The following is a 22594-nucleotide window of genomic DNA, read 5'->3' as shown; positions in this document are numbered from 1 at the left end:
CGCCCGGCCGTCTCGCCCGTCCCTCCGGGTGGAAGAGACGGTGCGGGGAGGGTGGAGGATGGACGCGAGCCGTCACGCTGCCTCACGGCGCCCGGGCGGTCCCGCGGCGGCCGCCACGGCTATCGCGGGAGAGGAAACGGGCATGCGGCTGCACCTGACCGGCGTCAGCAAGATCTACGGCCGCCGGAAGGTGGCCCTCGACGACGTGAACCTGGCCTGGGGACCCGGCGTGCTGGGTCTTCTGGGGCCCAACGGAGCCGGCAAGAGCACCCTGCTGGGGATCCTGGCGACCCTGGTGGAACCCAGCCGGGGGCAGGTCCGCATCGGGCCCTGGACCCTGCCCCGGGACCAGCACGCGGTCCGCCAGCACCTGGGCTATCTCCCGCAGGAAGGCGGCTGGTTCCCCCAGCTGACGGTCTACGAGACCCTGGACTTCGCCGCCATCTTCAAGGGGATCGCCGACTCGGCCGCCCGCCGGCGGGAGATCGAGCACCGGCTCGAGCAAGTGGGACTTCTGGACGTGCGCCATGTCCGGGCCGGCCGCCTCTCGGGCGGCATGCGCCGGCGCCTTGGCATCGCCATGGCCCTCCTGGGGGATCCCTCCCTGATCCTGCTGGACGAACCCACCGCGGGGCTCGACCCCGAGGAGCGCGTCCGCTTCCGCCAGCTGCTGGGCGGCCTGGGCCCCGAGCGGCTGGTTATCTTCTCCACCCATGTGGTGGAGGACATCGCCGCCACCTGCGAGGAGGTGGCCGTCATCGCTGGCGGGCGGCTGCGCTGGCTGGGACCGCCCCAGGACCTGGCCGCCTGTGCCGCAGGCCTGGTCTGGGAAGTGGAAGGGAGTGCGCCCCAAGGGGCCGTGGTGGTCTCGTCCCGCCGGGAGGGGGGCACCGCCCTGCTGCGGGTGCTGGCCTGGCACCGGCCGCCGGGAGCCCGTCCCGCGGAGCCCCGGGTGGAAGACGGCTACGTGGCCCTGCTGCGGGGCCTGGCGGCCGGGCGGCCGGGAACGGGAAGCTCCGGCAGGGAGTACCGGCCGTGGCCCGTGGGTGAGGCGGAGCCGGCGCATCGGAAGGACCCGGCTGGGGCGCCACCGCCGCAGCGGGTGACCGGTCCGGAGGCGCCGGATAGGGAGGAATCGGCGGGGGCGGCGGGGGGCGACGCCGCCGGCGGGGCCCCCGGAGGGCGCGGGACTGGTTCGTCCTCCCATGGGAAGGGGGGCAGGCCGTGAGCTGGCTCGCTTCCTTCCGGACGGCGGCCCGCTTCACCTGGACCCAGGTGCGGCGCAGCTGGTGGTTGCCGGCCGCCGCGGCCGGCGGCCTGGCCACGGGCCTGGTGACCGTGACCCAGACCGTGGCGGAGACCGGAGCCGGCGTCCTCCAGCAGGCGGCCCAGTTCCTCGCCTTCCTCCAGGTGGGGGTCATGGTGCTGGCGGGGCTGGCGGCCGATCCCGAGCGGGATGAGGACAGCGCCGCGGTGCTGTGGTCCTGGCCGGTGGACAAGGCGGCCCTGGTCCTGGGCAAGTTCGCCGGGACGGCACCCCTGGCTCTGCTGGCGGCCCTGGGGGCGGTGGTGCCGCCGGCGGTGCGGATGGCCATACTGGCCCGGTCGGCCGGACTACCATGGGGTTACGTGCTCGCCGAGTGGGGCCTGCTGACGCTGTGGATCGTTTCGGGAGCGCTGTGGGCCGGTGTCCTCGGCGGCGCGTTGGGGCTGGGCTTGCGGGGTCTGCCGCTGTTCGCGGCGATCCTGGCCACGTGGCTGGCGGGCCTTGTGGGACCATATGTCTTCCAATCTCTCGTCAGACCCTTCATCCCCGTGGCGTGGCTTCTACAGTGGACCGGCTCGGGGATGCTCCCTGGGGATTGGCAGGACGTCGCGTTGGCGGCCCTCGCCGAAGACGTGCCCCTGTTTGTCGCCCATCGGGTGCTGTACCTGGCGGCGGCCGGGGTCGTGGTGGTGACCCTGGCCCTGGCCTACCGCCGGGGCCGTTGGGTCAAGACACGGGTGCGATGGGGCTTGCGAATGACCGCAGCCGCCCTTGTGCTGCTCACCCTGGCATCGTCGGCAGGCTTCGTCGCCACCTTGTATGCCCAGGCGGACGCCGCCCGTGCTGAGCTGCTGCACTACGCCCGGAACGGGGTTGCTTCCCTTTATGCTGGTCCTGAGCCGGATCCGGCGCCCCCGTTCGCCATCAGCCGCTACGAACTCGACGTCGACGCCCGCCGGGCGCCGGAGGTCGTCGTCCATGCCCGGCTCCGCCTGGAGAACCGCGGCCGCGAGGCCGTGGAAGATCCCGTCCTCACCCTTCGCCACGTCTTCACCGTGACCCGGCTCCAGGTGATGGCGCCGGGCGGCGATGCCGTCCGCTGGTCCCAGGAAGGCGATGTCATCCGCATCCAAGACCTGGTCTTGCCACCCCGCGGGGCGGCGACGGTCGCCCTGTCCTACCGGGGACGGGTCGACCAGTGGTTGTTGCCCTTCGAATACCCGCCGGTGCGGACGGCGGGCATGACCATCGCGCCGCCACCCATGCGAGGTGCCCAGGTGGGGCCCGCCAGCCTCAGCCTGCCGCCGTCCTATGGCTGGTACCCGTTGCCGGGAGCGGTGACCTTGGCCCGGGTCCTTGCCACCCGTGCTGATCCGGACGGCGGCGGTCAAGAGGTCTGGTGGTTTGGCGAAGGTCCGGACAGGACCTCCGCCGGCGCCATCCGGTGGGCGGGCGTCGCGGCGCCCCGGCCGCCGTACGTCCCGGAGAGCTTGCGGGCATCGTTCCAGGTGACGGTTCGCCATGCGGGTCGGTATCCCGTGCTGTCGAATCTGCAGACCGTGGAGAGGCCCTGGGGACCGGTGACCGTGATGCGAGGCACCACGGCCTTCCTGGAACTGGTAGGTGGGCACCTGGTGCAAGCGAACGACTCTAGCGCGGAAATCTGGTACTCCCCTGAGGACTTGGGGAGCCGCGACGATGCCCTGCGGTGGGCCCGCGACCTGGTCGAGGCCTACCGCTGGGTCGGCCGGACCGTCCGACCCCGGGTGGTCACGCTGCCCCCTGGTCGCGGCGACGCCCATTGGGTCCACCTCGATCCGGACACCGGCACGGTCATCGAGCGTGGCTCCAACATCTTGGTTCCGCAACAGGTGGCGCAAGCCGTGCTCTACGGACGCCGGGAGGTGGCAGGCGACGCCGAGGGGTGCTTGCTCGCCGTTCTCGCCGATGTGGTGGGTGCGTCCTCAGGTCGGACGCCGGCAGGCCCGCCGTTTCCGACCCCCGGCGGCGACGCGCCGACCGCCCCGGGGGCCGGGGGGGCGCCGCCGCAGGGACCCTGTGAGAATCTGCCCGACGGACCGCGGTACGAAGAGGTGCAGCGCTGGCTCCTCGGCACCCCCCGTTCTCAGGTGACGGCCCGGTTGAGCCGACTGCGTGAGATGGCCGCCCAGCGGCCCCTGACGGCCGCGGACCTGAGGGAGGTCATGACGCGATGAGCGCCGGTCTGGTGCGATTGCACCTCCGTTTGGCGCGACCAGGCCTGGCGGTCACCGCGGTGTTGGGCTTGGCGTTCGTCCCGGTGTTGGTGTGGCCCGAGCGGCTGATGGGCCACCCCCTGGCGCTGCACACCCTGTTGCGGCTCGTCGAGGAGTTCCTGGTCCTGGCCGTCCTGCCCGTGACCGTGTCCCTGTGGGCGGACGTGGAGGGGCGGCGGCCGGGACTCTGGCGGGCGCTGCCGTTTCGCCGGACGGTGGTCGTGCTAGAGCGGGTCGGCTTGGCGCTGGCGACCTACCTCCTGGTCGCCCTCGGGATGACCACCGTGGCCGTTCTCCGGCTGGCCCCAGCCGGGGGAGCCCCCTGGGGGACCGGCCTACGGGCGGTGGGCCTCGCGCTGCCCGCCGCGGCCTGGCTCGGCGCTCTGGCAGCCTTGGTGGCCGTGCTCGTCCGGACCCCGGTGGCCGGCGCCGGGGCGGCCGTGGCCTGGTGGGCGCTGGAGGCCGTCACCCGCGGCGACCTCACCGGGTCGCTCTACCTCTTCGCGGCCAGTGGCGGCTTGCGCGCGGCCGGGGTCGATCCCGCTGCCATCGTGGAAGCCCTGGCCCTGGGACAGCCGCTGCCGCCCGCCTTGGTCGCGAACCGCTGGGCGCTGGTGGGCCTGGCTGGCCTGGCGGCGCTGGCGACGGCCGAACGCTACCGGAGGAACGAGCGGTTCCTCCGTCAAGGATGACGCGATGACGCGGGGCCTCGCGAGCTACGGAGGCACGTCCGCGAATGCCGCGCTGTCGAAAGATCGATTCCTGACGCCGACGAACATTCGCAAAATCCCCGCGACGCCGCCTTGCCTGGCCGGGGCGCCTATGCTAGAATCCCGCCCAAACCTGAACGATGGTCGAGGCGCCGTTGAAGGGGCTAGTACCCTGCTGACGCTGCCGCCAGAGAGCCGGCGGATGGTGCGAGCCGGTGGGGCGGGCAGGGGAATCCACCCCGGAGGTGGCCCCGAGGGTCCGGCAGGGATCGGAAGGGGTCCGGCAGGCCGCCGTTAACGGCCGAGAGGGGGCCTCGCCACCGGGCGGGCGCCGGCCGGCAGCGAAGGGCATCCATCGGGCGGATGCCGGTCGCGAGCCGCCCGGTCCGATGCGCGCGAGGTCAAGCGGGGTGGCACCGCGGGTGAGAACCCGTCCCGGAAGGGACGGGTTCTCGTGTTTTCCTGCCCCGTTGCCGGCCCGTCGCCGCGGGCCGCGCGGGCCGGAACGTCCCTTCCGGGCCCCCTGGCCTGGCGTGCAGGAGGCTCGGCTGCAAGGGGCTGTGCGGGCCAAGACGTCCCCTCCCGGGCCCCCCTTCGCGTGCGGTGGTCGGGGCGGGTCCGGGAGCGGCGCTCGGGATCGCGTCTCGAGGCGCGACCCGGCGTTCTGGGGCCTGCTGCGGGGGCGTAGTCCCCCGGTCTCCCGCGCCCCGGGGTCCGACCCGGTACGCGGCGCGCGGCGTTGCCGGGGGATCGCGAGGGTGCTTCGACCGTCCGGGCACCGCTGCCCGGCTCGCCCAAAGGAGGGTGTCGCCATGCACCAGCCGCTGGAGAGGGTGGCCGGAGCCTTCTCCGCCCAGCCGGCCGCGGGACCGGCCGGCGAGACCGATGCCGAGCGGGTCGACAGGCGTCGTCGCGAGCCGGTTCGTCCGGCGAAGGTGTTCCTGTCGCCGGGACCCACCGCCGTCCCCGATGAGGTGCGGGCCGCCTGTGGCCGGCAGGTGGTCCTGCACCGCAGCCGCGAGTTCGACCGGGTCAGCGCCGCCGTGCGGGAAGGACTGCGGCGGCTGTTCCGCACCAGCGGCCGCGTGGTGGTGTTCCCCTGCTCGGGGACGGGGGCGTTGGAGGCGGCGGTGGTCAACACCCTGTCGCCGGGCGACCGGGTGCTGGCGGTGGTGATGGGCCTCTTCGGCGATCGCTTTGCCGCCGTCGCCGAAGCCTACGGCCTGGAGGTCGACCGCCTGGAGGTGCCCTGGGGCCAGATCCCCCGGACCGAACAGGTGCTGGAGCGGCTGGAGGCCGCGGGTCGCGGGGCGGGCCGGCCGTACCGGGCCGTGTTCCTCACCCACTCGGAGACCTCCACCGGGGCGCTCCTGCCGCTGGAGCAGCTGGTGCCCGCCATCCGCCGGGCGGCGCCCGAGGCGCTGGTGCTGGTCGACATGGTGAGCTCCTTTGCCGCGGTCCCCGTGGCCATGGACGCGTTGGGCATCGACGTGGCGGTGACGGGGTCCCAGAAGGCGCTGATGACGCCGCCCGGCCTGGGCATCGTGGCCCTGGGGCCCCGGGCCCTGGAGGCGGTGGAACAGGCCCGGCTGCCCCGGTTCACCTGGGACGTGCGGCCCTACCTGGCGGGCGAGGGCGACTTCCCCTACACCCCGGCGGTGACCCTCTGGTTCGGCCTCCAGGCGGCCCTGGAGCGGATCGCCGCCGAAGGGGAGGGAAACGTCTACCGCCGCCACCGGCTGCTCTCCGCCATGGTGCGGGCGGGAGTGCGGGCCCTGGGGCTGGAGCCCCTGGCGCGGGACGAGGAGGCCTCCCCCACGGTGACGGCGGTGCCGCTGCCTGACGGGGTGCGGCCCGGCGAGGTGATCCGCCGCCTGGCGGACGGCCACGGCGTGGTGGTGGTCAGCGCCCAGGGGCCCCTCAAGGACCGGGCCTTCCGCATCGGCCACATGGGTGCCCTGGAGCCGGCCGACATCCTGACCGCCATGGCGGCCCTGGACGCCGTGCTGGCCCCCATGCTGACAGAAACCGGCCGGCCGGTGCCGCCCGGTGCCGCGGCGGCCGCCGCCCGGGCGGTCTGGGCCCAAGCCGCGGGGGAGGAGGTGGGCGCATGAGTCAGAGGCCCAGGGTGGTGGTGGCCGATCCCTTGCCCCGGGACGGCCTGGCCCTGCTGGAAGAGCACTGCCATCTCATCGACGCCGCGGGGGCGAACCTCGAGACCCTGAAGCGGGATCTCCTGCCCGCCGCCGACGCCCTGATCGTGCGCAGCCGGGTCAAGGTGACCGCGGACCTCATCGCCGCGGCGCCTCGGCTGCGGGTGATCGGCCGGGCGGGGGTGGGGGTCGACAACATCGACCTGGAGGCGGCCACCGAGCGGGGCATCGTGGTGGTCAACGTGGCCGACGGCAACACCGTGGCCGTCGCCGAGCACGTCTTCGCCCTGCTGCTGGCCCTGGTCCGGCGGCTCGTGCCGGCCGCCGCCTCCCTGCGCCAGGGGCGCTGGGAGAGGAACCGGTTCGTCGGGGAGGAACTGCGCGGCAAGGTGATGGGACTGGTGGGCTTCGGGCGCATCGGCCAGGAGGTGGCCCAGCGGGCCCGGGCCTTCGGCATGGTCGTGCTGGCCTATGATCCCTACGTGCCCGAGGCCCGCATCCGCCAGCTGGGGGCCGAGCCCGCAGCCCTGGACGACCTGCTGGCCCGCGCCGACGTGGTCAGCGTCCACACGCCCCTGACGCCGGCGACCCGCAACCTGATCGACGCCGGAGCCCTGGCCCGCATGCGCCCGGGCGCCTACCTCATCCACACCGCCCGCGGCGGCATCGTGGACGAACAGGCCCTCTACCAGGCCCTGACCGAGGGCCGCCTGGCAGGGGCGGGGCTGGATGTGTTCGCCACCGAGCCGCCGGGGGAAAGCCCCCTGCTGGAGCTGCCCAACGTGGTGGCCACGCCCCACCTGGGTGGTTCGACCCGGGAAGCCCAGGCCTACAATGCCCGGGCCATCGCCGAGCAGGTGCTGCGCGCCCTGCAGGGCCAGCCGGTGCGGGGCGCCGTCAACCTGCCGCCCCTGTCGGATCAGGACTGGCACGCGGCCGGGCCCCTGGCGCCGGTGGCGGAGCTGGTGGGCCTGGTCTACCGCGAGGGGCTGGGCGGCCCGCTGGAGGATTTGGAGCTGCGGGTGGCGGCCCGGGACCTGCCCTCGGAGCGGGGCTTCGAGCTGCTGGCGGGGGCCGTTCTCAAGGGCCTGCTGGCCGGGGTGGTGGACGGCCCGGTGAACGCCGTCAACGCCGCGGTGCTGGCGGCCCGGCGGGGCATCACCCTGCGCTGGCGCAGCGAGCGCCACCCCGACCTGCCGGTCCCGGTGGTGGAACTGGCCGGCGGCCGGGGGCCGCGGCGGGCGGTGGCCGGGAGCCTGAGCCCCGAAGGGCTGCCGCGGCTGGTCCACCTGGACGGGCTGCCCCTGGACATGGTGCCGGCGCCCCGGCTGCTGCTCACACGGCATCACGACCGGCCGGGCATGATCGGCAAGGTGGGCGGCCTGCTGGGCATGGGGGAGATCAACATCGCGGCCATGCAGGTGGCCCGGCGGCGGGTGCGGGGCGAGGCCATCATGGTCCTGGCCCTGGACGATCCCGTGCCCCCGCCCCTGCTGGCGGAGATCCGCCGGCTGCCCGGCATGGAGGAAGCGCGGCTGGTGCACGTGCCGGCGGCCCTGCTCCAGCCGGTGCCCCGGCCCGCACCGGGCGCGACTGCGGAGCCCGCCGGCGGGGACGGGCCGGCCCGGCGCCAGGGAGGGACCGGGCCGGCCCCGGGAGCCGCCGGGCCGCCCGCTGGCATGGCGGCGACCCCGGCCGTGCAGGAGCGGGCGGGCTGATCTGGCCGCTAGCGGAACAGCGGAATCACGTAATTGGCCAGGAAGTACAGCACGGCCAGCAGCATGATGATCCAGGCACCGTACTTGATGGCCGTGGCGCCGGCCCCGTTGCCGGCGCCCTGCTTTTCTTCGCCCATCATCCGACACCTCACAATATCTGGAACCCGGGGCCGTTTCCGTTCAAAGGGCAGGATTTCCCCCGCCCCTTCGCAAAACAGGATGACATTCTACTCCACCTTTCATCACTGGGGGGTACGGCGGTGGAACGCAGTACGGGCAGGCTGCCGGCGGGCGCCGGCGGCGAGGCGGAAGTCGCGGTGGCAGGGCAACGCCCGGCTCGCCGGCGGCGGCGCCGGTCCGGCCGCTGGGCGGTGGCGGCAGGTCTGGCCCTGGCGCTGGCGGCGCTGACGGCGTGCGGCGGCGGTGGCGGCGGGGCCGGCGGCGGGGCTGGCGCAGGTGAGGGCGGCAGCTCCGGCGGGGCCGGGGGCGCGGAATCCATCAAGGTCGGCATCGTCCTGCCCCAGACGGGGCGGGAGGCCAAGCCCGGCACCTACCAGCTGGAAGGCATCCAGCTGGCCATCGAGCAGATCAATGCGGCCGGCGGGATCGAGGTCGCCGGAAAGCAGCTCAAGGTGGAGCCGGTCGTCTACGACGACGAGTCCGACCAGGCCAAGTCGGCTTCACTGGTCCAGCGCGCCATGGAGCAGGACAAGGTGGTGGCGGTGATCGGCGGCTATTCCACCGCCCTGGGTCAGGCCGAATCGCCCATGGCGGACCGCTACCAGGTGCCCTGGATCACGCCGGGCGCGGCGGCCAGCTCCATCTTCAGCCAGGGCTACCAGTACACCTTCGGTACGCTGGCTCCGGTGAGCCTGCTCGGCTACACCACCGGGGAGTTCCTGGGCTGGCTGGTCGACCAGGGCAAGCTGGAGAAGGGCCTGTCCATCGCGCTGGTGGTCGAGAACACCGACCACGGCGTGGACTACGCCGACGGCATCAAGAAGTGGATCGAAGAACATCCGGGCTACTTCGAGATCGTGGTGGAGGACACCTTCGAGCTGGGCGGCACCGACTTCTCCGGCGTCCTGCAGAAGGTGAAGAACGCCAACGCGGACATCTTCCTCTCCGACGCGCACCTGGAAGACTACATCACCATGCACCGGCAGTACGTCCAGATGGGCCTGCATCACCAGATGATCAGCTACGGCGCCCGCGGTCCGGAGGCAGCGGCGCGGGAGGCGCTGGGCGACGCCGTCGACTACATCTTCGCGGGCATCTGGTGGTCCAAGGAACTGCCCTACCCGCAGGTGAAGAAGTTCGTCGAGGACTACAAGGCCAAGTACCGCCGCGAGCCCGATTCCTGGTACGCGGCCACGGCCTACGACGCCATGCGCATCCTGGCCAAGGCCATCGACCAGGCGGACAGCCTGGATCCCACGGCGATCCGCGATGCGCTGCGCCAGGTAGAGCTCACCGACTCGCTGCTGCCCGGCCAGCGGCTGAACTTCCCTGAGAACGGTCAGGTGGAGTTGCCCTTCGTCATCGTGCAGAACAAGCCCGGCGGTGAGGTTGACATCGTGTACCCCGAGGATGCCGCCACGGGCGAGGCCGTGGCCCCCGTGCCGGCCCGCTGACCGCCGGAGCCCGGTCCCTGCCGCAACGGCATTCGACCAGTTGGGGAAGGGAACGCGGCCCACGGCCCTCGGGCCGGGGCCGCGTTCCCCTGTCCCCGGAGGGGGTGCAGCACCGTTGGGTTGGCTGGACGTCCTGAACCTGCTGGTGGCCTCGCTGCTGCTGGCGGGGATCTACACCACCATGTCCTTCGGCATGACGATCATCTACGGCGTGATGAAGATCATCAACCTGGCCCACGCCGGCTTCATGATGCTGGGGGCGTACTTCGTCTTCGAGCTGTTCAACCGGGCGGGGCTCAACCCCATCCTGGGCGCGCTGCTGGCCTTTCCGGTGTTCTTCGTGCTCGGCATGGCCGTGCACTGGCTGCTGGTCCGCTGGCTGCCGGTCTCGGACCAGCCCACCCTGCCGTCGCTCCTGCTCCTGTTCGGCCTGTGGCTGGTCCTGCAGAACATCGGCTACGCCATCTGGGGCAACCACGACCGGTCCATCTACACGGACATGACGCTGGCCACGGTGAAGGTGGGGCCCCTGACCCTGTCGGTGGTCCAGCTGGTGGTCTTCGCGGTGGCCGTGGTCTCCCTGGTCCTGCTGCAGCTGCTGCTGACCCGCACCTGGTTCGGGCGGGCGGTGCGCGCCCTGACCCAGAACCCGTTCGCCGGCCGGCTGGTGGGCATCGACACGGCCCGGACCGCCCGGCTCAGCTTCGGGCTGGGCATCGCCTTTGCAGGACTTGCCGGCGCGCTGCTGGCCTCCCTGTACTCCTTCGACCCCGACTTCGGCCGGCCGTTCCTCTTGCGATCCTTCGTCATCATCGTGCTGGGCGGGCTGGAATCCTTTGCCGGCGTGGCGCTGGGGGCGCTGATCCTGGCCCTGGTGGAGACCTTCAGCGTGCAGTTCGTGCCGGCCGGGTACCAGATGGCCATCTCCTTCTCGCTGCTGGTGGTGGCCCTGCTGGTCCTGCCGGGCGGCGTGGCCAGCCTGCTGGAGCGAAGGGGGCGGGCCACATGACGGCGGCATCCCCTCCGGCCGGACAGGCCCTGGCCCGGGTCACGGCCACCCGCGATCTGGCGGTGGCTTTCGCCCTGACGGCCTTCCTCATCGCCCTGCCCCTGGCAGGGTGGCAGGGCAACCTGCGGCTGATCTTCACGACCCTGCTCTGGACCACCTGCAGCATCGCCTGGAATCTGGTGGGAGGCTTTGCCGGGCAGGTCTCCTTCGGTTTTGCCGTGTTCTACGGCCTGGGGGCCTACGCCGCGGCGGTGCTGATCACCGCGGGGCACGTCAACCCGTACCTGTCCCTGGCGGGAGCCGCGCTGGTGGCGGCGGCGGCCTCCTTGCTGATCGGCCTGCCCACCTTTCGCCTGCGGGGGCCCTACTTCGCCATTGCCACCATCGGCGTCAACGAGGCGGTGCGGGTGGTGATGAACAACCTGGAGGCCCTGGGTGCCGCCAGCGGCTACCGGGTCGACGAGGTGATCGGCGGCCGGCGGGTGCCCTTCGTCATGGAGCACCACTACCTGACGGCGGTGGCGATCTTCGGCCTGGCGCTGGCGGTCTCCATCCTGGTGGCCCGCTCCCGCTTCGGCCTGGCCCTGAATGCCATCCGGGACGACGAGGACGCGGCGGCCGACATCGGCATCAACCCCTTCCTGCACAAGCTGGCGGTCCATGCCCTGGCCGCCGCCCTGGTGGGCGCGGCGGGCGGGGCGTATGCCCGGTATGCGGCCTTCATCGACCCCAGCGGGGTCTTCAACTTCAACAACAGCGTCTCCATCCTGCTGATGCCGGTGATCGGCGGGCTCGCCACCATCTGGGGACCGGTGATCGGCGGTGCCGTCTACGGCATCGTGCAGGAAGAGCTGGTCGCCCGCTTCGCCCAGATCCACCTGGGCCTGTACGGCGCCCTGCTGATCCTGGTGATCCTCTTCGAACCCGGGGGCGTGGTGGGCCTGGCCCGGCGCATCTGGAAGACCCTGTTCCAACGGCGGGCGACCGGCGCGCCGGTGCAGGCTGGGGGGGTGAAGGCATGACGAGCCCGGTCAGGCTGGCCCGGGAGCCCGGGGCCGCCCGGGGACCGGTCCCGGATTCCGCCGGTCCCGCGTCCCGGGGCGATGCCGGGCCCGGAGGCGGGAGCAGCGACCAGGCCGGAGGGGCGGCCCGCGGGGTTCCGGTCCTGGAGGTCAAGGGGCTGAGCCGCTATTTCGGCGGCCTGGCTGCCGTGAAGGACGTCGACCTGGTGGTGCCCCAAGGGAGCATCTTCGGGCTCATCGGGCCCAACGGGGCGGGGAAGACCACCACCTTCAGCATGATCGCCGGGTCGCTGGTGCCCAGCTCCGGCCGGGTCATCTACCGGGGGCGCGATGTCACGCGGCTCAAGGCCTTTCAGCGGGTGCGGCTGGGGATCGCCCGCACCCACCAGATCGTCCGCCCCTTCCGGTCGCTGACGGTGGTCGAGAACGTGGAGCTGGCCACCCGCTACGGGCGGCGGCCGCCCCGCACGGCCGCCGAGGCCCGCCGGCGCGCCCTGGAGGTGCTGGAGTTCGTCGGCCTGGGTGCCCAGGCCGGCCTGCCGGCCGCGGTCCTCCCCGTAGGCCAGCAGAAGCTGCTGGAGCTGGCCCGGGCCCTGGCCACGGCACCGGACCTGCTCTTGTGCGACGAGATCTGCGGCGGCCTGACCGACGCGGAAACCCGCAACGTCATGGACCTGCTGCGCAGGATCCGGGATGCCGGCACCACGATCCTGTACATCGAGCACGACATGCGAGCCGTCATGTCGGTGTGCGACCGGATTGCCGTGCTCAACTTCGGAGAGAAGCTGGCCGAGGGAAGTCCCGAGGAGATCCAGCGCAACCCGGCGGTGATCGAGGCGTACCTGGGCCGGGCGGCGGTGGAGGTGGAGACCGGTGCCTGACGCCCGTGGAGCCCGCCCCGGCGGGGAGCCCCTGCTGGAGGCGGAGGGGCTGGAGATCGCCTACGGGGCGGTCCAGGTGGTGTGGGGCCTGAGCTTTCAGGTGGCCCGGGGCCAGGTGGTCGCCCTGATCGGGTCCAACGGTGCCGGCAAGACCACCACCCTGCGGGCCGTCGCGGGGGTCTTGCCGCTCAAGGCCGGGCGGCTGCGGCTGGCGGGGGAAGACATCAGCAGCCTTCCGGCCCACGCCCGGGTCGCCCGGGGCCTGGTCCTGGTTCCTGAAGGCCGCCAGCTGTGGCCCCGCATGACCGTGGAAGAGAACCTCATCCTGGGCGCCTATTCGCCGGCCCTGCGCCGCCGGGTGGGGGAGAACCTGGAACGGGTCTATGCCATGTTCCCTCGCCTCAAGGAACGCCGGGCCCAGCTGGCCGGCACCCTCTCCGGCGGCGAGCAGCAGATGCTGGCCATCGGCCGGGGACTGATGGCCGAACCCCGGGTCCTGATGCTGGACGAGCCGTCCCTGGGCCTGGCCCCCCGGCTGGTGGAGGACATCTTCCGGTTCGTGCGGGCGATCGCCGCCCAGGGGGTGACGATCCTGCTGGTGGAGCAGAACGTGCACTACACCCTGGAGATGGCCGATTACGTCTACGTGCTGGAGACCGGGCGCCTTGCCCTGGAGGGGCCCGCGGCGGAACTGCGCCAGAACGACTACGTCCGCCGGGCCTACCTGGGCGCTTAGCCCCCGGACCGGCGGGAGGGTCCTGGGCCCGGCCCTGGCCCGGGCGACCCCGGCGGCCAGGGCGGCGCCGGCGGCCAGGGCCGGGGTACAGGGCCGGCGGTCAGGGCAAGGGATGGGTCGTTCGAGACGGATTCTTGCGGGGGCACCTCGGACGGGTGCCCCCGCGGCCTTGGGCGGGGACGGCGGCACCGGCCGGGGACGGAAGGGACCGGCCCCCTAGCGGCCCCGGAAGACCGGGGGCCGCCGCTCGACGAAGGAGCGCATGCCCTCCCGGCGGTCGTCGGTGGGGACGCAGGCGGCGTAGAGTTCCAGCTCCCGCCGCCGGCCCTCTTCCCACCCCAGGGACCGGGTGGCGCGGATGGCCTGCTTGACCTGGCGGACGCTGATGGGGGCGTTGGCCGCAATCACCCCGGCCAGCTCCAGGGCCCGCGGCACCACCCGCTCGGGTTCGGTCACCTCGGTGACCAGGCCGATCTGCCGGGCCGTCTCCACGTCGATGATCTCCCCGGTCATGATCAGCCGGCTGGCCCAGGCTTCGCCCACGACCCGGGGCAGGATCTGGGTGGCGCCGCCACCCGGCATGATGCCCCGGGTGACCTCGGGCAGGCCGAAGCGGGCGTCGGCCGCCGCGACGATGAAGTCGCAGTTCAGGGCGATCTCGAACCCGCCGGCCAGGCAGTACCCCCTCACCGCCGCGATGACCGGCACGGGCGTCTCCGACACCGCCCGGAACATCCGCTGGAAGACGTGGTGCTGGGCGAACCAGGCCTGTTCGTCCAGGGTGGCGCGCTCCTTGAGGTCGGCACCGGTGCAGAAGGCCCGGTCGCCGGCGCCGCAGAGCACCACCGCCCGCAAGCCTTCCTCCCGGCGCAGGTCTTCGAAGTAGGCCGCCACGGCTTCCGCCATGGCGGTGTTGAAGGCGTTGAGCCGGTCCGGGCGGTTCAGCCGCACCAGGGCGACCTCGGGCTGGGGCCACTCCAGCTGGACCAGGGTGTGATCCACGGCGGTCCACCTCCGTAGGCCGAAAGTTCCATGGACCCGGGCGGCGCCCCTGCCGGCGTCCCCCGGCGGATCCCGTCCCGTCCCTCCCTTGGAGCCCGAGGAGAGGTGGAACCGGTGCCCCGGCGGCCTCATTCCGTTGCACCCGGGGCCGCGGCCCCGCCCCGGCTCCGGCGCAGGGCCCGCAGCAGCCGGCGGCGGGCAGCGAAGGCGGCGCGGAAGGCCCAGTAGCGGGCGGGGGCGTAGACCCGCTCGAACTCGCCGACGTACTCCACCAGCTCGGCGCCAAAACCCTTCTTGAACCGGTAGAGGCCGTAGTGGGGGTCGGAGGGGTCCAGGTTGCCGGACACGCCGCGGAAGTCGTAGATCCGGCACCCCTCGGCGATGGCCCACTGGATGGCCGCCCACTGGGCGGCGTGGCTGGGCATCACCTTGCGGGCCTCGTAATCGGTCCCGCCGTAGAGGTACCAGACCGTATCGCCGCAGCGGAAGACCATGATTCCCGCCACGGGCCGGCCCTGGTGTTCGGCCAGGAAGATGCGGCCATGGCCCGGAACCAGCAGGTGGCGCCAGAGCGCCTCGTAGTAGGAGAAGGCGCGGATGGCAAAGCGCTGCCGGGCCGCCGTCAGCTGCAGCAGCCGGTAGAAGGCGGCCAGGTCCTGCTCGTCCCGGGCGGCCCGGGCCGTCACCCCCTGGCGGGCGGCGTAGCGGATGTTGTACCGCGTCTTGGACTCGAAGCGGGCCAGGGTCTCTTCCGGGGTCGGCGCCAGTTCCAGGCGCATGACGAAGCGCGGCTGCAGGGCCTCGAAGGCCGTGGCCTCCGTCCCGCGGCGAAAGCCCAGGCGGGTCAGGAGCTCGACCGCATCGCGCCGTCCGGCGGGGATGTCGGGGTCGACCCGCAGGACGAAGGCCCGGTGCCGGCGGGCCTCCTCGGCGGCCGCGGCCAGCAGCGACCGGACCGTCTCCTGGTCGGCATAGTCCACGGCGGGTCCCGTGGGGGCGTAGAACACCGTCCCCAGCCCGGGCAGGCGCCGGGCCAGCACCGTCATGGCACCGGTGACCCGGCCGCCCCGGGTGGCCAGGAAGCGCAAAGGTTCCCAACCGGTGGCCCGCTTGACCTCGCCCCAGCCCCAGAGCTGCATGAAGTGGGGCTTCCCGGACCCGGCCACCGCCCGGTCGTAGGCCTCCCGGTCCTGGGGGCCGGCGCGGACCACCTTCAGGCTGGCTGTCTGGTTCATCCCATCGTCTCCTCGTCCGGATGCGCCGGGCCGCCGGCCACAGGAGGGGCCACCGCAGCTTCCGGGCTTGCCGCTCCTGCCCCTGGGCTCGCCGCCCCCGTCACCGGCCGGAGTTCCTGCCCGTCCCCGGCACCGGCGGGAGCCTCGGCCGCCGCCGGTGCGTCCCCGCCGGCCATTCCACCCGGCCCGGCCGTTGCGGTCCCGGCCGCGACGCATTCCAGCACCTGGCGCTGGGGCCAGGCCACGGCCACGGGACGCCCGCCGCGCAGGTACACCACCGGCAGGTGGGCGGGCGCCGTCAGCCGGCTGACCAATAGCTCCACCTCCTGGCCGGGGGCGAGGGGGAGACCCGTGGCGTCGAACAGGCAGTGGTTCATCATGAACTCGCCGCGCAAGGGCACCTCCCGGTGCCCGGCGCGAACCCGCGGGCCCGGGGGTGCGGTGCTGGCGCCCAGCACCTGGCGGGCCCCCAGGGCGCCCAGCAGCCGGCGGCCCAGGATCACCATGCGGTCGCCCCAGTGGCGGGCTTCCCGGGCGGGGCGCAGGCCGTCGGCCAGCCCCACCGGCAACACCGCGACGGGGGTCCCCGGCCGGGCCCACCCGCCGCGGTAGCCGGGGGTCATGTCGCCGGCCCGGTGGACCGCCCATACGCGCACCACCAGCCGCGACGGGGGCCGCACGGCCAGGCCCGCCCGCCGGGCCGCCCGCGGCGCGTAACCGTAGAGCAGGTTGCCCACCCGAACCATGTCCAGCTGGGCGTAAGGGGCCAGGACCAGCAGGTGGCTCTCGGCGCAGTGCACCAGGGGCGGCCGGAGGCCGCGTTCTTCCAGGTCCCGGACCAGCCGCAGGAACCGGTCCAGCAGGCGCAGGGCCAGGCGGGGCCGGGCGGCCGTGGGCAGGTGGGTGTAAAGCCCCTCGATCCGTACGCCCGGAAGGGAGGCGGCGCCCGCCACGAGCGGCGCCACCTGGCCGGGCGCCAGCCCGCCGCGGCCCAGGCCCATGTCCACCTCCAGGTGGACCGCCAGGGGGCGGCCCACTCCCAGCGCAACAGCCCGCTGGGACAGGGCGTGCAGGGTCGCGGCGTCATGGACCGTGGCCTGCAGGCCTTCCCGCAGCCAGAAGTCCAGCAGCGGCGGCTCCGGCGGCTGAAAGACCAGGATGGGCGCCGTGATGCCGGACCGCCGCAGGCGCAGGGCGCTTTCCAGGGTAGCGGTGCCCAGGGCGTCGGCGCCGGCGGCCGCGAAGGTGCGGGCGGCCATCTCCGCGCCCACGCCGTACCCGTCGCCCTTCACCACGGCCAGGAGGCGCGTCCCGGGCCGGAGGAACCGCCGCACGGCGGCCAGATTGGCGGCCAGCACGTCCAGGTCGACTTCGATGCGCGCCCGGGCCAGGGTCGCCGCCAGTTCGTCCGGCCAGGTGGCCAGCGTGTCCGTCGCAGACAGGCTGGCGATACCCTTACCGTCGGAACCGGCGGGCCCGGCGGCAGGCCCCTGGCCGTCGCCGCTGGCCTGGAGATGGTGCTCCACCGTCAACGCCCTTTCCTGCTGCCGCCCGGCCGGCGCCTGCCGGCCGGGCGGGATCCCGCCGCCTCCCGCCGGGCCGCGGCTGGCCCAGGAGCGCCAGGGGACCTTGCCCGGGGCCGCAGGGTTGCCTTGTGGTTCGCGTCCGGCGGGGCGGGATCCTGTCACCGGCGGTTGTGGCTTTCGTCGGCGGCGGCTTTTCATCAAAAGGCTTCCTGGGGGGCCGGCCTTCCATTCCCGCTTTCCCGTTGCCCTGCGGAATCCGGCGACCTGCATGGACCGCCCCCGTCGCCTTCGCCGGGATCTGGCAGGCTTTGACCGGCCCGCCGCCGAACCGCAACATATCCAAAAAAAGCACCATGGCCCCGGACAGGCAAGCCCCCGCCCCCGGCCACCCCTCCGCACCGATCCGGCCGGGTCCGGGCCCATGGTGTCGCCGGGGCCGGCGGGGCTCGGGGCCGGCCCCGGCTGCGGGCAGGAAAGGAGAAGGGATATGCCAGAGACGCCGGTGCAGGACGCCACGAGAGGAGTGACCGCAACGGGCCGGGCGACCGGCCTGGTGCCGCCGGACGCGCCGCCGGCCTACCATCGCCTGCTGGAGCGGCTGGGGCAGGTGAGCGATCTTCACGCGGCGACCACCCTGCTGAACTGGGACGAGGAGGTCAACATGCCGCCCGGCGGAGCGGCGGCCCGGGCCGAACAGAAGGCGACCCTAAACCGGCTGGCCCACGAGGCCTTTACGGCTCCCGAGGTGGGGCAGTGGCTGGACGAGCTGGCCGGGTGGGAAGCCCAGCTGGACCCGGAGAGCGACGCCGCCGCCCTCCTGCGGGTCACCCGCCGGGACTACGAGCGGGCGCGCCGGGTTCCTCCGGACCTGGTGGCCGAACTGGCCCGGGCGTCGTCCCAGGGGTACCAGGCCTGGGTGGAGGCCCGCTCCCAGCAGCGGTTCGCCGTCTTTGCCCCGGCCCTGGCCCGGCTGCTTGAGCTGCGCCGCCAGATGGCCGACGCCCTGGGCTACCCCGAAGAGCGGTACGACGCCCTTCTGGAGGGCCACGAGCCGGGCATGCGCACGCGGCAGGTGCGGGAGCTCTTCGCCCGCCTCAAGGAAGGCCTGGTCCCACTGGTCCAGGCTATCGCCGAGCGGCAGGACCGGGTGCGGGACGACTTCCTCCATGGCGATTACCCCGACGCCGCCCAGTGGGAGATCACCCTGGAGGCCCTGGAGGCCATCGGCTTCGATTTCCAGCGGGGACGCCAGGACCGGTCCATCCACCCTTTCACCGCGCCCCTGGCCACCGGCGACGTGCGGCTGACCACCCGCATCAACCCCCGCGTCTTCGGGCCGGCATTCTTCAGCAGCCTGCACGAGGGCGGCCACGGCTTGTACGAGCAGGGCTTCCCCGCCGCCTGGCACCGGACCCCCCTGGCCGACGGCGCCTCCTCGGCGGTGCACGAGTCCCAGAGCCGGCTGTGGGAGAACGTGATCGGGCGTTCCCGGGAGTTCTGGCGTTTCTTCTTCCCGCGGGTCCAGGCCCGTTTCCCGCAGCAGCTGGCCGGCGTGGACGCCGAGGCGATGTACCGGGCGGTCAACCGCTCGCGCCCGTCGCTGATCCGGGTGGACGCCGACGAGGTTACCTATAATCTTCACATCATGCTGCGGTTCGAGCTGGAGCTGGCCCTCCTGTCGGGCGACCTGCCCGTGGACGACCTGCCCGGCGCCTGGCGGGAGAAGACCCGGGCCTACCTGGGCATCGAACCGGCGCACGACGTGGAGGGCGTGCTGCAGGACATCCACTGGTCCTGGGGCGGCTTCGGCTATTTCCCCAGCTATGCCCTGGGCAACCTGATCGCCCTGCAGCTCTGGGAGGCGGCCCTGCGGGACGAACCCGGCCTGCCGGAGGAGATCGCCCGCGGGCGGCTGGGCGGCGTCCTGCAATGGATGCGGCAGCACGTGCACCGGCACGGCGCCCGGTACGAGCCTCTGGAACTGGTGCGCCGGGTCACGGGTGCCGAGCTCAGCGAGCAGCCCTTCCTGCGCTACATCCGCCGCAAGTACGGAGAGCTCTACGGGCTCTGATGACGGGCTCTGATTCGGGGGAGGTGGAACCGTGGCCATCGTAGCCGTCAGCATCGCTCCCGTGGGGGAGGGGGTGAGCGTCAGCCCCTGGGTGGCCAGGGCCCTTGAGGTGCTGGCCGGCCAGGACCGGGTGCGTTACCAGGTGGGGCCCATGTTTACCACCCTGGAGGGCGACCTGGACGAGATCCTGCGCCTGATCCGGGCCATGCACGAGGCCATGTTCGAGGGCGGGGCCCGGCGGGTGTCCACGGTGATCAAGATCGACGACCGCCGGGACCGGGCCCAGACCATGGCAGACAAGGTGGCGGCCGTGGAGCGGCGGCTGGCTGCGACCCAGGGTGAAGGGGCTCCGGGCGCCGGGGCCCGCCCGTCGTGAAGGACCGGCGGCGCCATCCGGGCCACCCGGGGGCGGCAGGGGGCGCCGGGATACCGGCGGCGGCCCGCCCGGCCGGCCTGGCCGGGACGCCCGGACCCGCGGCGCGGGGGGCAGGACCCGCGGGGGCCGAGACCGGACCGGCCGCGGCCGGCAGGAGTGCGGCCTCCGCCGGTACCCAGGTGGGCGCCACCCACAAGGGGCTCATCCTGGCGGCCCTCATGCTGGCCATGTTCATGGCGGCCATCGAGGGGACCATCGTGGCCACGGCGATCCCGTCCATCGTGGCGGACCTGGGGGGCTTCGCCCGGTTCAGCTGGGTCTTCTCGGCCTTTCTTCTGACGTCGGCGGCGTCGGTGCCCATCTACGGCAAGCTGGCCGACCTGTACGGCCGCAAGCCCGTGTTCCTGGCCGGCGCCGGCCTGTTCCTCCTGGGTTCGGCCCTGTGCGGCACGGCCAGCACCATCGGGCAGCTGGTGGCCTACCGGGCCCTGCAGGGGCTGGGCGCCGGGGCGGTGCAGCCCATCACCATGACCATCGTCGGCGACCTCTACCGGCTGGAAGAACGGGCGCGCATCCAGGGCTACCTGTCCAGCGTGTGGGGCGTCTCGGCGGTGGTGGGGCCGGCGGCCGGCGGCCTGCTGGTCCAGTATGCCGGCTGGCCGTGGGTGTTCTATATCAACCTGCCCATCGGCCTGCTGGCCTGCCTGGGCCTGGCGCTGTTCCTGCACGAGCCGCCGCGCCACGGCCGGGTGGCCGTCGACCTGGCCGGTTCCTTCTGGATGGTGGTGGCCGTCTCGGCCCTGCTGGTCCAGCTGGTGGAGGGAGGCAGCGCCTGGCCCTGGCTCTCGGGAACCACGGCGGCCCTGCTGGCCATGGCGCTCGGCGCGGGCTGGATGTTCGTCCGCCAGGAGCGGCGGGCGCCCGAGCCCCTGCTGCCCCTGGAACTGCTGGGCCGGCCCGTCATCCGGGCGGGGAACCTGGGCGGGCTGGTGGGCGGGATCATCCTGGTGGGGCTGTCGTCCACCGTCCCCACCTTCGTGCAGGGGGTCCTGGGACGCTCGCCCGTGGTGGCGGGCTTTGCCGTGGCCACCCTGTCCATCGGCTGGCCCCTGGCGAGCACCATCTCCGGCCGGCTGATGATGCGCTGGGGCTTCCGCGCCACCGCCGTGACGGGATCCCTGTTCGGCATCGCCGGTATGCTGGTGCTGTGGCTGACCGGCCCCGATGGGTCGCCGCTGCAGGTGGCCGCCGGCTGTTTCCTGGTGGGCGTCAGCATGGGGCTGGCCATGACGACCTACATCGTGTCGATCCAGGAGTCGGTGCCCCGCCATGAGCGGGGCGTGGCCACGGGATCCCAGGCCTTCGCCCGCATGCTGGGCAGCGCCGTGGGCGCCGCCCTGCTGGGCGGGGTGATCAACACCCGGCTGGAAGGCGCCCTGCTGGCTGCAGGCCAGCCCGGCCTGGCCCGCCTGGGGGCTGATGCCGGCAACTGGCTGCTGGATCCCCAGCGGCGGGCCGCCCTGGATCCCGCTGCCCTGGAGGCGCTGCGCCAGGCCCTGGCCGTCGCCTTCCGGGCGGCCATGACGGTGGTGCTGGGCCTGGCGGTGCTGGTCCTGCCCATCACCCGCACCCTGCCCCGGGGGGTCGAACCGGCCGCGGCCGGCCGCTCCCCGGCGGGTGAACGCTCCCCGGCGGACGACCGCTGAGCTGGCGGTGGCCCCACCCCGCGGCCGCCAGGTACCGGGCTGCCCGGCCCGCTTCCCGGCGGGCGGCCGGTGACGGCGGCGGTCGCCGCTGAAGGGCCAGGGGGCCGGGACACCCGGGTGTCCCGGCCCCCTGGCCCGTGAAGGAGCGCCCTGTGGCGCGGAGGCCGTCAACCGCAGCACCCCGAGCCGCCCGAGCCGCCCTGGCCTCCGCTCCCGCCGGCGGCCGGCCCGGGGTTGCCTCCCAACAGGAGCTGGGGCTGGCACTGGGCGAACAGGCCGATCAGCACGATCCGGTTGAGGCTGGGCTGCATCACGTCGGCGCTGAGCTCGGCGGTGACGATCAGGTCGTTGAAGGGCGCCAGCTGCTTGCCCGGCGGCACCGCCAGGGAGCCGGCCCAGACCCGCGGCGTCAGCAGCGGGTTCGTCCGGACCAGGGGGACCTTGACGGTGCGGCCGTTGGGCGCCACGCCCCGCAGCCAGGCCACGAAGGTGTTGCCGCCGAAGGTGGTCGGCGCCGGCAGGTCGATGGTGCCGATCAGCACGTTGGCGCCCGCCGCGGCCGACTGGAAGATGCGGGCCACCCCGCCGGCCTCCGGTCCCCGGGGCACGTTGGCCGTGCGGAAGAGCAGCATGCAGCACTCCACCGTGGGCACCTGGGGCGGGCCGCCCACCGGCACGCAGATCTGCTGGCCGGGGAAGATCAGGTTGGGATTGGTGATCTGCGGGTTGGCCGCGATCAGCGCCTGCAGGCTCACCCCGAACCGTTGGGCGATGAGGAACAGGGTGTCGCCGGGCTGCACCGTGTAGATGAACCCGTTGGGGCACGGCGGCGGCGGCGGGAACACCCCGGTGGGCACGCAGATCTGCTGGCCGGGGAAGATCAGGCTGGGGTTGGGGATCTGCGGGTTGGCCGCGATCAGCGCCTGCAGGCTCACCCCGAACCGCTGGGCGATAAGGAACAGGGTGTCCCCCGGCTGCACCGTGTAGATGAACCCGTTGGGGCACGGGGGCGGCGGCGGCAGCTGCGGGGCCATGGGGCCGCCGGCCGCCCCGGCGGCCACCTCCTCGCTGGCCGCCGCCTGCTCCGTCACGCCGGCCGGTTCACCTGGGCCGCCGGCGGCAATCTGCGCTGCGCGGGTTTCTTCCGGGGTGTCCGGTTCGACCCCGGCACCGCCCGTGGGTCGAGCATCGTCATGGGCCATCGGTGTTCCACCTCCCACGGCGATGTATGCCGGCCGCGGGGGGCAGGTCCCGGGCGGGGACCGAGCTTGGGCTTTCGCACAGGCAATCGGG

The 22594-nt window shown here is 73.4% G+C and carries 18 protein-coding genes; 13 read left to right on the top strand and 5 right to left on the bottom strand.

What is annotated here, in order from left to right; all coding sequences use genetic code 11:
* The first annotated feature begins 58 nt into the window (after positions 1–58).
* From ACZ5T9_RS11595 to serA, 5 genes are all read left to right on the top strand, one after another.
* Entirely contained in the window at positions 59–1228 is a 1170-nt protein-coding gene (locus tag ACZ5T9_RS11595) for an ABC transporter ATP-binding protein (RefSeq protein ID WP_464833249.1), read from the top strand.
* Positions 1225–3483, top strand: a complete 2259-nt coding sequence (locus tag ACZ5T9_RS11590; RefSeq protein WP_464833248.1) for an ABC transporter permease — start codon at positions 1225–1227, stop codon at positions 3481–3483. The genes ACZ5T9_RS11595 and ACZ5T9_RS11590 overlap by 4 nt, the downstream gene beginning before the upstream one ends.
* Positions 3484–3542: 59 nt before the next feature.
* Complete coding sequence (locus ACZ5T9_RS11585) at positions 3543–4214, top strand: hypothetical protein (RefSeq protein WP_464833247.1); 672 nt, start codon at positions 3543–3545, stop codon at positions 4212–4214.
* A gap of 830 nt (positions 4215–5044) precedes the next feature.
* Positions 5045–6346: a pyridoxal-phosphate-dependent aminotransferase family protein gene (locus ACZ5T9_RS11580; protein WP_464833245.1), complete on the top strand. Its 1302-nt coding sequence runs from the start codon at positions 5045–5047 to the stop codon at positions 6344–6346.
* Positions 6343–8103: a phosphoglycerate dehydrogenase gene (serA, locus tag ACZ5T9_RS11575; RefSeq protein ID WP_464833244.1), complete on the top strand. Its 1761-nt coding sequence runs from the start codon at positions 6343–6345 to the stop codon at positions 8101–8103. The genes ACZ5T9_RS11580 and serA overlap by 4 nt, the downstream gene beginning before the upstream one ends.
* 8 nt (positions 8104–8111) lie before the next feature.
* On the opposite strand, the gene ACZ5T9_RS11570 is transcribed toward serA, so the two are convergent.
* Positions 8112–8243 carry a hypothetical protein gene (locus ACZ5T9_RS11570; protein ID WP_464833242.1) on the bottom strand — a complete coding sequence of 44 codons (132 nt, stop codon included), beginning with the start codon at positions 8241–8243 and terminating at the stop codon, positions 8112–8114.
* A gap of 120 nt (positions 8244–8363) precedes the next feature.
* Here ACZ5T9_RS11570 and ACZ5T9_RS11565 point away from each other — a divergent pair, with 120 nt between their 5' ends.
* The 5 genes from ACZ5T9_RS11565 to ACZ5T9_RS11545 all read left to right on the top strand — a co-directional run bounded on the left by ACZ5T9_RS11565 (position 8364) and on the right by ACZ5T9_RS11545 (position 13385).
* Positions 8364–9737: an amino acid ABC transporter substrate-binding protein gene (locus ACZ5T9_RS11565; protein ID WP_464833241.1), complete on the top strand. Its 1374-nt coding sequence runs from the start codon at positions 8364–8366 to the stop codon at positions 9735–9737.
* 115 nt (positions 9738–9852) lie between these two features.
* Positions 9853–10746: a branched-chain amino acid ABC transporter permease gene (locus ACZ5T9_RS11560; RefSeq protein WP_464833239.1), complete on the top strand. Its 894-nt coding sequence runs from the start codon at positions 9853–9855 to the stop codon at positions 10744–10746.
* Positions 10743–11768 (top strand): branched-chain amino acid ABC transporter permease, encoded by a 1026-nt coding sequence (locus ACZ5T9_RS11555; protein ID WP_464833238.1) that lies wholly within the window; start codon positions 10743–10745, stop codon positions 11766–11768. The genes ACZ5T9_RS11560 and ACZ5T9_RS11555 overlap by 4 nt, the downstream gene beginning before the upstream one ends.
* The gene (locus ACZ5T9_RS11550) at positions 11765–12649 is read left to right on the top strand and encodes an ABC transporter ATP-binding protein (protein WP_464833237.1); all 885 of its coding nucleotides are present in this window, start codon (positions 11765–11767) and stop codon (positions 12647–12649) included. The genes ACZ5T9_RS11555 and ACZ5T9_RS11550 overlap by 4 nt, the downstream gene beginning before the upstream one ends.
* A gap of 31 nt (positions 12650–12680) precedes the next feature.
* The gene (locus tag ACZ5T9_RS11545; protein WP_464834451.1) at positions 12681–13385 is read left to right on the top strand and encodes an ABC transporter ATP-binding protein; all 705 of its coding nucleotides are present in this window, start codon (positions 12681–12683) and stop codon (positions 13383–13385) included.
* Between the two features lie 216 nt (positions 13386–13601).
* On the opposite strand, the gene ACZ5T9_RS11540 is transcribed toward ACZ5T9_RS11545, so the two are convergent.
* The 3 genes from ACZ5T9_RS11540 to ACZ5T9_RS11530 all read right to left on the bottom strand — a co-directional run bounded on the left by ACZ5T9_RS11540 (position 13602) and on the right by ACZ5T9_RS11530 (position 17148).
* Positions 13602–14387, bottom strand: a complete 786-nt coding sequence (locus ACZ5T9_RS11540; protein ID WP_464833236.1) for an enoyl-CoA hydratase/isomerase family protein — start codon at positions 14385–14387, stop codon at positions 13602–13604.
* 128 nt (positions 14388–14515) lie between these two features.
* A complete protein-coding gene (locus ACZ5T9_RS11535) occupies positions 14516–15622 on the bottom strand; it encodes a lipid II:glycine glycyltransferase FemX (protein ID WP_464833235.1) in 1107 nt (368 codons plus the stop codon).
* Entirely contained in the window at positions 15619–17148 is a 1530-nt protein-coding gene (locus ACZ5T9_RS11530; protein WP_464834450.1) for an alanine racemase, read from the bottom strand. The genes ACZ5T9_RS11535 and ACZ5T9_RS11530 overlap by 4 nt, the downstream gene beginning before the upstream one ends.
* 487 nt (positions 17149–17635) lie before the next feature.
* Between ACZ5T9_RS11530 and ACZ5T9_RS11525 the strand changes: the two genes are divergently transcribed.
* The 3 genes from ACZ5T9_RS11525 to ACZ5T9_RS11515 are packed head-to-tail and all read left to right on the top strand — an operon-like array spanning position 17636 to position 21301.
* Positions 17636–19219, top strand: a complete 1584-nt coding sequence (locus tag ACZ5T9_RS11525; RefSeq protein ID WP_006904319.1) for a carboxypeptidase M32 — start codon at positions 17636–17638, stop codon at positions 19217–19219.
* Positions 19220–19250: 31 nt separating this feature from the next.
* Entirely contained in the window at positions 19251–19595 is a 345-nt protein-coding gene (locus tag ACZ5T9_RS11520; RefSeq protein ID WP_006904318.1) for an MTH1187 family thiamine-binding protein, read from the top strand.
* The gene (locus tag ACZ5T9_RS11515; RefSeq protein WP_464833234.1) at positions 19592–21301 is read left to right on the top strand and encodes an MDR family MFS transporter; all 1710 of its coding nucleotides are present in this window, start codon (positions 19592–19594) and stop codon (positions 21299–21301) included. Before ACZ5T9_RS11520 ends, ACZ5T9_RS11515 begins: the two co-directional genes overlap by 4 nt.
* A 167-nt stretch (positions 21302–21468) precedes the next feature.
* On the opposite strand, the gene safA is transcribed toward ACZ5T9_RS11515, so the two are convergent.
* Positions 21469–22503: a SafA/ExsA family spore coat assembly protein gene (safA, locus tag ACZ5T9_RS11510; protein ID WP_464833232.1), complete on the bottom strand. Its 1035-nt coding sequence runs from the start codon at positions 22501–22503 to the stop codon at positions 21469–21471.
* Positions 22504–22594 lie beyond the last annotated feature (91 nt).

This window comes from Thermaerobacter nagasakiensis (assembly GCF_055396825.1).
Note: the sequence above shows the minus strand (reverse complement) of the source record. Positions and strands in the feature narration are given on the sequence as shown.